4 protein-coding genes are annotated in these 13,243 nt (G+C 75.2%); all 4 read left to right on the top strand.

Annotated elements, in window-relative coordinates:
* The first annotated feature begins 132 nt into the window (after positions 1-132).
* The 4 genes from ACZ4W5_RS09880 to ACZ4W5_RS09865 all read left to right on the top strand — a co-directional run bounded on the left by ACZ4W5_RS09880 (position 133) and on the right by ACZ4W5_RS09865 (position 13,062).
* Entirely contained in the window at positions 133-5,709 is a 5,577-nt protein-coding gene (locus ACZ4W5_RS09880; protein ID WP_465653790.1) for an amino acid adenylation domain-containing protein, read from the top strand.
* 90 nt (positions 5,710-5,799) lie between these two features.
* Positions 5,800-6,552, top strand: coding sequence for a thioesterase II family protein (locus tag ACZ4W5_RS09875; protein WP_465653789.1), 753 nt, complete (start codon positions 5,800-5,802; stop codon positions 6,550-6,552).
* Entirely contained in the window at positions 6,549-7,823 is a 1,275-nt protein-coding gene (locus ACZ4W5_RS09870) for an MFS transporter (protein WP_465653788.1), read from the top strand. Before ACZ4W5_RS09875 ends, ACZ4W5_RS09870 begins: the two co-directional genes overlap by 4 nt.
* A gap of 73 nt (positions 7,824-7,896) precedes the next feature.
* Positions 7,897-13,062 (top strand): amino acid adenylation domain-containing protein, encoded by a 5,166-nt coding sequence (locus ACZ4W5_RS09865; RefSeq protein ID WP_465653787.1) that lies wholly within the window; start codon positions 7,897-7,899, stop codon positions 13,060-13,062.
* Positions 13,063-13,243 lie beyond the last annotated feature (181 nt).

Here is a 13,243-nt window from a genome sequence, read left to right as displayed (position 1 = left end):
TGACAGAGGTCAAATCCCTTACGGGCGAGGCAAGATCTTGCCCCTTGCCGAGCGAATTCCCGCCTGTATGCTGACGTTCCTGGGGGACGCGGAGGTGTCTCCATACCCAGGAGGAAAGGGCGTCTACGAGCCGTGGACAGCGAGTTCCCCGCCCAATCGGACGCCGCGGACGAGGATCCGTTCCCGGCGTCGAAGGTCCAGGAGCAACTCTTCCTCGCACAGCAGACCGTGGGTGACGCACCGACCTTTCACATCCCGTGCTTCTGGGAAGTCCGGGGACCGGTCGACATCCGTGCACTCCGGAATGCCGTGACCGCCGTGCTCGCACGGCACGAGGCGCTGCGCACCACTTTCCGCATTCACGAACAGGGACTCCTCCAGGTCGTCCATCCGGAACCGCGGCTGGAATGGCGCCTGGCCACCTGCCGGGACGCGGAGGAACTCGAACAGCGGATGGCGCACGCCGCCCGCGCCCCCTTCGACCTGGAACACGGCCCGCTGGTCCGGGCCGGTGTACTGAGCTGCGCCGACGGCAGCCACGTGGTGGCGCTCTGCTGCCACCACGCCGTCTTCGACGGCTGGTCGGCCAAACTGGTGCGCGACGAACTGATCGCCCACTACCGGGCGTTCACCACCGGCACCGAACCCGACCTGCCCGAGGTCGAGTACCAGTACGGCGACTACTCGCTCTGGCACGACGAGTGGCTGGAGAGCCCGGCCGGCGAACGCGCCCGGCGCGCCTGGGTCGAACTGCTCGCCGGTGAACTCCCCGTACTGGAACTACCGGGGGACGTCCGGGCCGACCGCACCACCCCCGCCGACCGGGACGCCGTATCCACCGCCCCCGGAGGCACCGCCGACCTCCCGCTGCCCGGCCCGGCCGTCGAACGGCTCGCCGCGCTGGCGACCGAGCTGCGCACCACGCTGTTCACCGTCCTGCTGGCGGCCTACGACCTGCTGCTCGCCGACCGCACCGGCCTGCGCGACGTCATCGTGGGCACCCCGGCGCTCAACCGCAGCCGGACCGAGTTCCAGCGGACCGTCGGCTGCTTCGTCAACATGATCGCGGTCCGCACCGACCTCGAAGGCCCGCGCACCTTCCGCGAGTTGGTGGAGCGGGTGCGCGCCGCCGTGCTGCGCGCCCAGGACCTCCAGGCGGTGCCCTTCGAGACGGTGGTCAAGGACGTCCGGCCGACCCGGCACCAGGACCACTCACCGGTCTTCCAGGTCGCCTTCACCGTCGGCGAGGACTTCTTCGAGCCGGTCCGCGCCGGGGAGTTGGAGTTCCGGCCGGTCGAGGTCCCGTCGGTCACCGCCAAGTACCAGCTCGCCCTCCAGGTCAACCGCACCCCGGACGGCGCGGTCGCCGAGTTCGAGTACCGGGCCGACCGCTTCTCGCCCGGGTGGATCGCCGACTTCGGCGCCCGCTACGCCCGGGTGCTGGAGCTGGCCGCGGAGCAGCCGGACCGCCCGCTGAGCGACTTCCTCGGCTCCGCCGCCCCGTCGGCCGCCGCCGAACTCGCCACCCCGGGCGGCGATCGCGCCGATGCCGACGCCTCCCCTACCGTCGCCGACCCCGCCGACGCCGCCCCCGCCGACGCCGCCCCGCGCGACGAGACCGAGCAGGTGCTCACCGAGGTCTGGGCCGAGGTGCTGGGCCGCCCCGCCGTCGGCATCGACGACAACTTCTTCGAGCTCGGCGGCGACTCCATCAGCAGCGTGCAGATCGTCGCCCGGGCCGGCGCCCGCGGCCTCGGCTTCCGGGTCCGCGACCTGCTCCGCAACCAGACCGTCCGCGAACTGGCCCCGCTGGTCCGGGCCACCGAGCCCGCCGACGGCGGCGCGCCCACCACCGGCCCGTTCGACCTCGTCGCGGCCGAGGACCGGCCCCGGCTGCCCGCCGACGCCGTCGCCGCCTACCCGCTCACCGCCCTGCAGTCCGGCATGCTCTACCGCAGCGGCCAGCAGGCGCACACCGCGATGTACCACGACGTGCTGGTGAGCCGGCTGCGGGTGGCCTTCTCCGCCGCGGCCTGGCGCACCGCCGTGGCCCAACTGCTGGAGCGCCACGAGCTGTTGCGCACCTCCTTCGCCCCCGGCGGCTTCACCGAACCGCTCCAGGTGGTGCACGGGCGGATCGCCCACCCGCCGGTCAGCTTCGAGGACCTGCGCGGCCTGCCGGAGCCGGAGCAGCGGGCCCTGATCGACCAGCGCACCGACTGGGAGGGCCGCAACCTCTTCGACTGGGAGCGCCCGCCGCTGATCCGCTACCACCTCGCCCGGCTGGCCGAGGACGAGGTCCAGCTGTGGACGGTGGTCCACCACGCCGTGATCGACGGCTGGAGCGAGCGGATCCTGTTCGGCGAGCTGCTCTCGCTCTACCTCGCGGCGTTCGCCGGCGGCCCGGCCGCCCTGCCGCCGCCGCCCCGCGCCCACTACCGCTCCTTCGTCGCCCTGGAGCGCGCCGCCGTCCGCGACCAGCGGCAGCTCGCCTTCTGGCAGGAGCAGCTGGACGGCCTCGCGCTCGGCTCCGTCCCGGCCGCCCCGGGCACCGGGGTGCCGGACATGACGGTGGTGCCGCGCGAGCTGCCCGCCGAACTGTCCGCCGGGCTCGGCGTGCTGGCCGCCCGCCTGCAGGTCCCGGTGCGGATCGTGCTGCTCACCGCGCACCTGCGGGTGATCGCGCTGCTGACCGGCGCCGAGGACGTGGTCTCCGGCGCGGTCTACAACGGCCGGATAGCCGAGCCGGACGGGGACCGGGTGGTCGGGCTGTTCCTGAACACCCTCCCGGTCCGCTGCCGGGTGGCGGCCGCCGGGAGCTGGTCCGAGCTGATCCGGCAGGTCGCCGCGACGGACCTCGCGATCCAGCCGCACCGCCGCTTCCCGATGCCGGAGCTGCGCGGCCGGGTGGCCGGCGCGGCCGCCTTCGAGACCTTCTTCAACTACACCCACTTCCGCAACGAGTCGGACGTCCCCACCGGCGGGGTGGAGGTGCTGGACGAGTACAGCCACACCCCCACCGACTTCCTGCTCGGCTCGGAGTTCTCCCGCGACACCTCGACCGACCTGATCGGGCTCGGCCTGCGCTACGACGCCGACCGGATCGCCGCGGCCGACGCCGACCGCTACTTCGGCTACCACGTGGCCGTGCTCCGGGCCATGCTGGCCGACCCGGCCGCCTCCCCCACCGCCGCCCCGCTGCTGGCCCCGGCCGAACTCGCCGAACTGGCCGAGTGGAACCGGACGGAGCGCAGCCACCCCGGCCCGCACCTGCTGCACGAGGCGATCACCTGGCGGGCCGCCGAGCGGTCCGAGGCCCCCGCCGTGCTGTTCCGCGACCGGGTGCTGGACTACGCCGAACTGGACGGCCGGGCCAACACCCTGGCGCACCGGCTGGCCGCCCTCGGCGTCCGGCCCGGCGACCACGTCGGCCTCGTCCAGGAGCGCTCCCCGGAGCTGGTGGTCTCGCTGCTCGGCGTGCTCAAGGCGGGCGGCGCCTACGTCCCGCTGGACCCGGCCGACCCGGCCGGGCGCACGGCCGCCCTGCTGGCCGAGTCCGGCTGCCGGGTGGTGCTCACCGCCGCCGGCACCGAGGGCTTCGAACTGCCGGACGCCCCGGCCGGGTTCGTCGTCGAGTTCGTCCCGGACGACCTCCCGGCCGACACCTCGCCACCCACAGTCGCGGTGCGGCCGGCCGACCCGGCGTACGTCATCCACACCTCCGGCTCCACCGGCCGCCCCAAGGCCGTGGTGGTCTCCCACCGGGCGATCGCCAACCGGCTGGACTGGATGCAGGAGGAGTTCCGGCTGACCGCCGAGGACCGGGTGCTGCAGAAGACGCCGTACACCTTCGACGTCTCGGTGTGGGAGTTCTTCTGGCCGCTGCGCGAGGGCGCCGCGCTGGTCGTCGCCGAGCCCGGCGGCCACTGGGACCCTGGCTACCTCGAACAGGTGCTGGCCCGGCAGGCCGTCACCGTGGCGCACTTCGTCCCCTCGATGCTGCGGGCCTTCCTGGACGCCGCCGACCTCTCCGCCGCCACCGCGCTGCGCCAGGTCGTGTGCAGCGGCGAGGCGCTGCCGGCCGAGCTCCAGCGGGACTTCCTGGACCGTTCCAAGGCCGCCCTGGCGAACCTGTACGGCCCCACCGAGGCGGCCGTGGACGTGACGTACTGGCACTGCGTGCGCGAGGACGCGGACACCGTGCCGATCGGCCGGCCGATCGCCAACACCCGGATCCACCTGCTCGACCCGGCCGGCCACCCCGTCCCGGTCGGCGTGACCGGTGAGCTGTACATCGGCGGCGTCGGCCTGGCCGACGGCTACCACGGCCGCCCGGACCTCACCGCCGAGCGCTTCGTCGAGCACACCTGGCCGGACGGCGGCACCGAACGCCTCTACCGCACCGGGGACCTCGCCCGGCGCCGCCCGGACGGCGCGATCGAGTACCTGGGGCGCCGCGACGCCCAGGTGAAGGTCCGCGGCATGCGGGTCGAGCCCGGCGAGGTCGAGGCCGTGCTGTCCGCGCACCCGGACTGCGGCTCGGCCGCGGTGACCTTCGACGGCGAGCGGCTGGTCGGCCACTACACCGCCCGGCCCGGCGCCGAGCTGCCCGCCGGGGAGCTGCGCCGGCACACCGAGCGGCTGCTGCCCGGGCACATGGTGCCCGCGGTCTGGGTGCCGCTCGCCGAACTGCCGCTGACCGTCAGCGGCAAGGTCGACCGCAAGCGGCTGCCGGCCCCCGGCCGGGCCGCCCGCAGCGCCGCGCCCGCCCGTCCGCTCGGCCCGGCCGAGGCCCTGGTCGCGGCCGCCTGGACGGACGTGCTGGGCACCGCGGACTTCGGCGTCGACGAGGGCTTCTTCCAGGTCGGCGGGCACTCGCTGGCCGCCGTCCGGCTGATCGGGCGGCTGCGCCGGGACTTCGACCGCCGGCTGACCGTCGCCGAGCTGTTCACCCACGACACGGTGGAACGCCTGGCCGCCCTGCTGTCCGCGCCCGCGCCGGCCGCGGCCGGGAACGGCTGGGAGGTGCTGGCGCTGCGCCCCGGCCCCGCCGCGCCGCTGTGGCTGTTCCCCCCGGTCGGCGGCAGCGCCCTGGGCTACCTGGCCCTGGCGGGCGCGCTGGACCCGCGGCTGGCCGTGTCCGGGCTGGACTGCGCCGAGCCGGTCGGGAGCACCGTGGAGGAGATGGCCTCGGCCGCCGTGGCCCGGATCGTCCGGGACCACCCGGCCGGGCCGGTCCACCTGGCGGGCTGGTCCTTCGGCGCGGTGCTGGCCTTCGAGGCCGCGGGCCTGCTGACCGCGGCCGGGCGGGAGGTGACGCTCTGCATGGTCGACGCCGCCTTCCCCGCGCCCGAACAGCTCGACGGGCTGGACGACGACCGGACCACCGAGGCGCTGCTCCAGGACACCCTGGCCCTCACCGGTGCCCCGCCGGACGAGTCCGGCAGCGAGGCCTGGCAGGCGCGCCACCGCGTCTTCGCCACCAACCTGCGGGCGCACCACGCCTACCGGCCGCGCCGCCACCCCGGCGACGTGGTCTACCTGGAGAGCCGGGACGGCCGGGCCCTGGGCAGCGCCGAGGCCTGGCGCGCGGTGGTGGCCGGCGGGTTCCGGCTGCACCGCCTCGACACCGACCACTACGGGCTGGTCCGGCAGCCGCACGTACGGGCCGTCGCGGACGTCCTCGGCGCCGCCGCGCTCGGCGGCTGACCGCTCCGCACCACGCTCCGGCCCCCCGCAGCACCGCTCCGCCCCACCGCCCCACCACCGAATCGACGGGAACAAGGAGTTCACGGCGCCATGCAGACCGACGCGGGCAAATGGCTGTTCCGCCCCCCATCCGAGGACGCCCCGGCACGGATCTTCCTCTTCCCGTACTCGGGCACCGGCGCGTCGATGTACCGCGCCTGGCCCGAGCGGATCGGCGAGGTCGAGGTGTGCCTGGTGCAGCTGCCCGCGCGGGAGAACCGCCTGCGCGAGCCGCACCCGGTCACCTACCAGAACCTGGCCACGGCCGCCGCCGCGGCGCTGGCCCCGCTGGTGGACCGCCCGACCGGCTTCTTCGGTCACTGCGGCGGCGCGCTGTCCGCCTTCGCCACCGCGCTGGAACTGGAGCGGGTCCACGGCAGGGAGCTGACCGCGCTCTTCATGTCCTCCCAACTCGCCCCCGACGAGGACCCGTTCGGCCGCTGGCTGTGGCTGGAGCGGGACGACCTCGCGGTCGAGCTGAACGTGCTCGCCGAGGCGGCCGGGACCAGGATGGACCCGGACTTCCTCGACGTGGCCCTGGACGTGCTGGAGGAGGACCTCGCCGCCCAGCGCCGCTACCGGCTGGACGCCCCCGAGCCGCTCGCCTGCGCCGTGCACGCGGTCGGCTGGCGGCACGACGTGGAGATCCGCCCGGAGCAGCTGGACGGCTGGAGCCGGTACGTCCCGGCGGCCCGGCACCACCGGCACCTGCTGGACGGCGGCCACCACGCCTTCCTGGCCGCCCCGCAACCGCTGCTCGACCTGATGGGCCGCGCGATGACCTCGGAAGGACCGGCGGCATGAAGCTCGACGGACTGTGGAACCACGCGGACTTCCGCAGACTCTGGGCCGGCCAGACGCTCTCCATGCTGGGCACCAACATGGTGGCGGTGGCCGTCCCGCTGATCGCTGCGGTCAGCCTGGGCGCCTCGGTGTTCCAGATGGGCCTGCTGCTGGCCACCGAGTTCCTGCCCTACCTGCTGATCAGCCTGTTCGTCGGGGTCTGGCTGGACCGGCGGCCGAAGAAGATGATCATCGTGGCGGCGGACGCCGTCCGCTCGCTGATCCTGCTCTCCGTCCCGCTGCTGTCCTGGGCCGACCTGCTGAGCGTCCCGCTGCTGCTCGTGGTGGTGTTCGGCACCGGCGCCTGCAGCACCGTCTCGGACATCGGCAACGCCGCCATCCTGCCCGCCCTGGTCGAGCGTGAGGACCTGGTCGAGGGCAACAGCAAGCTGGAGATGAGCAGTTCGGTCTCCAACATCGGCGGCCGGACCTTCGGCGGCCTGCTGGTGCAGCTGCTCACCGGCCCGGTCGTCATCATGGTCAACGTCTTCGCCTTCGGGCTGGCGGCGGCCTGCACCCTGCGCATCCGCAAGAAGGAGCCGGTGCCGGAGCGCCCGGCCGACGGCCCGCCGTCCTCGATGTGGAAGGAGATCGGCGAGGGCCTCTCCTTCATCTTCGGCAACGCGACCCTGCGCACCCTGGTGCTGGTCACCTTCCTGATCAACTTCTCCGCCATCGCCATCGACCCGGTGTTCCTGGTGTTCATCACCCGCACCCTGGACCTGCCCGGCATCCTGGTCGGCGCGCTGCTGGCCGGCACCGGCGTGGGCTCGCTGCTGGGCGCCCTGTTCGCGGCCCGGCTGGGCAAGCTGCTGCCCTTCGGCCGGATGGTGGTCTGGTGCACGGTGGCGATGACCGGCGTCGAGCTGGTCATCCCCGCCGCGACGGTGATGCCCACGGTCATCGCCTTCGCGATGCTGATGTTCGTCCAGGTCGCCTACGCCGTGCTGGTGATCGCCAGCGCCGTCAACATCCGCAGCTACCGGTCGGCGATCACCCCGGACGCCATGCAGGGCCGGATGAACGCCTCCACCCGGATGATCGTGATGGCCGGCACGCCGTTCGGCGCCATGGCCGGCGGCGCGCTCGGCAGCTGGCTGGGCACCCAGTGGGCGATCGTGGTCTGCGCCGGCGGCATCGGGATCGCCGCCGTCCTGCTGGCCCTCTCCCCGGTGCGCGGCGCCACCGGGATCCCCACCGAGGTCCCCGCCCCGGCGCCCGCCGCCGCCTGACGGCCCGTCGGGCCGACCCGCCCGGCCCGGCATCCGTACGCAACCCCCACGACCAGGAAGGCCAGAAGGTCTCGTGAACGACACCGACGCGGTCGGCCGCGCCACACTGGACGCCGTCTTCGCCCAGGCGCTGGCGGAGGAGGCGGGCTCCACGGCCGCCGCCCCCGCGACCGCCGCCGTCCCGGCCCCCCGCCCGGGCGACGGGCGGGAGCCCGCGTCGCTGGCGCAGAAGCGGCTCTGGTTCCTGGAGCAGCTGAACGGCCCCAACAGCACCTACAACGTCCCGTTCCGGCTCCGGCTGGTCGGCGAACTCGACACCGGGGCGCTGCGGCTGGCCGTCGGCGACCTGGTGGCCCGGCACGAGGGCCTGCGCACCACCTTCGCCGGTGACGAGGACGAGGTCCTCCAGCTGCTCCTCGACCCGGACGAACTCCCCTGGGAGCAGCTGGACCTGACCGAGCTCGGCGAGCCGGCGGTGATCGCGCTGATCGAGGAGGAGAGCCGGCTCCCGTTCGCCCTGGCCGGCCGGCCGCTGTTCCGGGCGAAGCTGATCCGCTCCGGTACGGAAGGGGCGGCGCCGGTCCACCACCTGGCCGTCACCATGCACCACGCGATCACCGACGGCTGGTCGGAGGGGCTGTTCTTCCGGGAGCTGGGCGCCTGCTACACCGCCCGGGTCGGCGGCCCGCCGGCCGGCCTGGCGCCGCTGCCGGTGCGCTACGCCGACTACTCGGCCTGGGAGGCCGAGCCGGCCACCGTGGAGCTCTACCGCGGCCAGCTGGCCTTCTGGCGCGAGCAGTTGGCCCGGCTGCCGGAGGAGGCCGGGATCCCGGCCGACCTGCCGCGGCCGGTGCTGCTCAGCGGCGAGGGCGCCAGCGTCACGGTGCCCGTCCCGGCCGACCTCCAGCGGCGGCTGGCCGCCTGGGGCGCCGGGCACGAGGCCTCGCTGTTCGCCACCGCGGTGACGGTGCTGGCCGCGCTGCTGCACCGCTACAACGGCGAGGAGCGGGTGGTCGTCGGAGTGCCGGTGGCCAACCGGCCGCGGGCCGAGTGGGAGCCGGTGATCGGCTACTTCGCCAACACCCTGGCCGTGCCGGTGGACCTCGCCGGTGACCCGACCCTGCGCCAACTGCTCGGCCAGGTACGGACGGTGGCGGCGGAGGCGCTGTCGAACCAGAACGTGCCGTTCGACCGGGTGGTGGAGGCTCTAGGCGTCGTCCGGGACCCGTCCCGCAACCCGGTGTTCCAGGTGATGTGCAGCGTCAACCAGGTGGTGCCGCCGCCGGAGCTGCCGGGCCTGGCGGTGGAGATCGTGGAGATGCGCAACGACTCCGCCAAGTTCGACCTGGAGCTCGCGGTGAGCTACACCGCGGACGAGGTCGGCTTCGCCTTCGACTACGCCACCGACCTGTTCGAGCGGGAGACGGTGGAGCGGCTCGCCGCCGACTACCTGGCCCTGCTGGAGGCCTTCCTGGCCGAGGGCGCGGCGAGCGTCGGCGCGGTGGCGCTGGGCGCCCACGGTCCGGCCGAGGTGGACGGCGTCGAGGCGGAGGTCCGCGACCGCTACGGCAACCGGGCGCCCACCGGGGTGTACGGCGAGCTGCTGCTGGCCGGCCAGCCGAGCGGGCGCCGGGCCCGGGTGCTGGCCGACGGCCGGGTCGAGGACGCCGCCGAGCCGGCCGAGCGGGCCGAACAGGCCCGCCCGGCCACCGACGGCTCCGCCGCCCCCGCGACCGCCACCGAGCGGGCGCTGGCCGCGATCTGGTCCCGGCTGCTGGGCACCGAGAAGGTCGGCCGGGACACCGACTTCCTGCGCGACGGCGGGGACTCGCTGCTGGCCACCCGGCTGGTCGCCCGGATCCGCCGGCAGTGGTCGGTCAAGCTGTCCGTCCGCCACGTCCTCAGGACCCCGGTCCTCGCCGACCTGGCCAAGCTGCTGGACGAGGCCGCCGCCGCGCCCGCCGAGACGCCCGCCCGCAGCGCGATCCCGGCCGCCACCGGGCCCCGGCCCGAGCTGCTGCCGCTGTCGATGGCCCAGCGCGGGATCTGGATCGTCAACCGGCTCGGGCAGCAACAGGCCTTCTACCACATGCCGTTGGCGGTGCGGATCGAGGGCGAGCTGGACCTCGCCGTGCTCGCCGCCGCCGCCGCGGACCTCGGCCGCAGGCACGAGATCCTGCGGACGGTCTTCCCCGCCGACGCGGGCGCGCCGCGCCAGTCGGTGCAGCCGCCCGAGGCCGTCGCCCAGGTGGTCCGGGCCAGTGCCGTTCACCCCAACGGCCTCCAGCAGGCGCTGCGGGACGCGCTGGAGACCCCCTTCGACCTGACCACCGAAGTCCCGCTGCGGCTGCACGTGTTCAGCACCGGTCCGCGCTCCCACGTGCTGCTGGTGGACGTCCACCACATCGCCTGCGACGGCCTCTCGCTCGCCCCGCTCTGCCGCGACCTGGCCACCGCCTACGCCGCCCGGGCCGCCGGCCGGGCCCCCGACTGGCACGAACTCCCCATCCAGTACGCCGACTTCGCGCTCTGGCAGGCGCAGCAGCTGGGCCGGGCCGAGGACCCGGACAGCCCCTTCGGCCGGAGCCTGGAGTTCTGGACCAAGGCCCTGGCCGGGCTCCCCGAGGAACTCGCCCTGCCCGGGGCCCGCCCGCGCCCGGCCGCGCCGACCTTCCGCGGCCTGCCCACCCGGGTGGAGGCCGGCCCCGAGCTGTACCGGCGGATCACCGCGGCCGCCCACGAGCACGGCGCCAGCGTCTTCATCGTGCTCCAGGCCGCCCTCGCCGCGATGCTCACCCGCCTCGGCGCCGGCACCGACATCCCGCTCGGCACCCCCACCGCGGGCCGCTCCGACCAGGCGCTGGACGACCTGGTCGGCTGCTTCATCAACACCGCCGTGCTGCGCGCCGACACCTCCGGCGACCCGAGCTTCCGCACCCTGATCGCCCGGGTGCGGGAGACCAACCTGGCCGCGCACGACCACCTGGACCTGCCCTTCGACGAGATCGTCACCGCCCTCAACCCGCCCCGCCGGCACGGCCGCAACCCGCTGTTCCAGGTGATGGCCAGCCTCAACGGCGAGCCCGAGCCGGTCCCGGCGCTCGGCGGACTGCCCACCGAGCCCTTCGACCTCGGCACCCCCGCCACCCCGTTCGACCTCACCATGGAACTGACCGAGGACCGCGCCCGCGCCACCATCAGCGGAGTGCTCACGGTCAGCGCCGACCTCTTCGACGAGGCCGCCGGGGCCGCCCTGGCCCAGCGGCTGCTGCTCGCCCTGGAGATCGCCACCGAGCGGCCCGACCTGCCGCTCTCGCACTGGGAACTGCTGCTCCCGGGCGAGCGCGAGGCCGTCCTCGGCCGCTGGAGCACCGGCCTCCCCGGGCCCGGCGCGGCCACCTTCGCCGAGCAGTTCGAGCAGGCGGTGGCGGCCGCGCCGGACGCCCCCGCGCTGGAGACGGACGACCTCACCCTGAGCTACGCCGAGCTGGACGAACAGGCCAACCGGCTGGCCGCCGAACTGGTCGCCCGCGGTATCGGACCGGAGAGCACCGTCGCCCTCGCGCTGCCCCGCAGCGGGGAGCTGGTGCTCGCCGTACTGGCGGTCGCCAAGGCGGGCGGCGCCTTCCTGCCGCTGGACGTCCGGTTCCCGGTCGAGCGGCTGTCCTTCATCCTCGCGGACGCCGGGGCCGCACTGGTGGTCACCGACGAGGACGGCGCCGCCGCGCTCCCGGCCGACGCCCCGCCGGTCCTGCTGCTGGACGACCCCGACCTGCTGGACACGCTCGGCGAGCACTCCGGCGAGCGCCCGGCCACCGCCCCGGTGCACCCGGCGAACGCCGCGTACGTGCTGTACACCTCCGGGTCGACCGGGCAGCCCAAGGGCGTGGTGGTCACCCACACCGGGCTGGCCCCGCTCGCCGAGCAGCTGCACCGGGCCGTCCTGCTGCCCGAGACCGCCGCCGCGGCGGCCGGCGGGGAGCAGCCCCGGATGCTCCAGCAGGTGTCCCCCACCTTCGACATGTACGTGATGGAACTCCTGATGGCCTTCCGCTCCCGGGCCGTGCTGGTGGTGGCGCCCCCGCACCCGGTGCTCGGCGAGGAGCTGGCCGTCCTGCTCGAACAGCGGCGGATCAGCCACGCCGTGCTGACCCCGACGGCGCTGGCCGCCCTGCCCGCCCGCGACTACCCCGCGCTGCGCGCGATCGTCAGCGGCGGCGAGGCGATCGGCACCGAGCTGGTGGACCAGTGGGGGCGCGGGCACCGGCTGCACAACGCCTACGGGCCGACCGAGACCACCGTGCTCGGCACCCTGTCGGGCCCGCTGCGCCCGGCGGCCGGGCCGCCGCTCGGCGAACCGATCGCCGACTCCCGGCTGTTCGTCCTGGACGCGGCGCTGCGCCCCGTCCCGCCGGGCGTCACCGGGGAGCTGTACCTCGCCGGGGCGAGCCTGGCCCGCGGCTACCTGGGCCGCCCCGACCTGACGGCGGACCGCTTCCTGCCCTGCCCGTACGGCGCGCCCGGCGAGCGGATGTACCGCACCGGCGACCTGGCCCGGTGGACGCCCGACGGCGAGCTGCACTACCTGGGGCGCAGCGACGGGCAGGTGAAGATCCGCGGGGTGCGGATCGAGCTCGGCGAGATCGAGTCCGTCCTAGGGGCGCACCGCAAGGTCGCCAACTCGGCCGTGGTGGTGGACCGTTCGGCGGCCTCCGGGCCGCGCCTGGTCGCCTTCGTCTCCCCGGCGGACCCGGCCGACCCGGCCGCCCGGCCCACCCCGGCCGAGCTGCGGGCGCACTGCACCCGCTCGCTGCCCCGGGCCCTGACGCCGGCCCGGTTCGTGGTGCTCGGTGCGATGCCGACGCTGCCCTCCGGCAAGACCGACCGCAAGGCGCTGCGGATCCCGCCGGAGGAGGGGGCCCAGGGCCACCGCACCCCGCCGGGCACCGCCACCGAACGGGCGCTGGCCGCGATCTGGCAGCAGCTGTTCGAGACCGAGCGGATCGGGATCGAGGACGACTTCTTCGTCCTCGGCGGCCACTCGCTGGCGGCGATCCGGATGCTCGCCGAGATCCACCGCGACCTCGGCGTCGAACTGCCGCTGAGCGCCTGCTTCGAGCACCCGACGATCGCGGCGCTCGCGGCCCTGGTCGACCGGACGCCGAAACCGGACGCCGCCGAGGAGCCGGCCGTGGTGCGGCGGCGCCGCCCGGGCCCGCGGTCCACGCCCGGGGCCTGAGCCACGACGGGAGGGGGGGGGGGGGGGGGGGGGGGGGGGGGGGGGGGGTGCAGGGGGTGGGGGGGGGGGGGGGGGGGGGGGGGCGACGGCGAGGGGGGGGGGGGGGGGGGGGGGGGGGGGGGGGGAGGGGGGCCCCGGGGGGGGGGGGGAGGGGGGGGAGGAGGGGGGAAGAGAAAGGCGG

This window comes from Kitasatospora sp. NPDC029367, assembly GCF_055569135.1.
Note: the sequence above shows the minus strand (reverse complement) of the source record. Positions and strands in the feature narration are given on the sequence as shown.

Coding starts and splice junctions, on each gene's coding strand:
- ACZ4W5_RS09875 (WP_465653789.1), top strand. CDS start 5,800: ATGCAGACCGACGCGGGCAAATGGCTGTTCCGCCCCCCATCCGAGGAC.
- ACZ4W5_RS09870 (WP_465653788.1), top strand. CDS start 6,549: ATGAAGCTCGACGGACTGTGGAACCACGCGGACTTCCGCAGACTCTGG.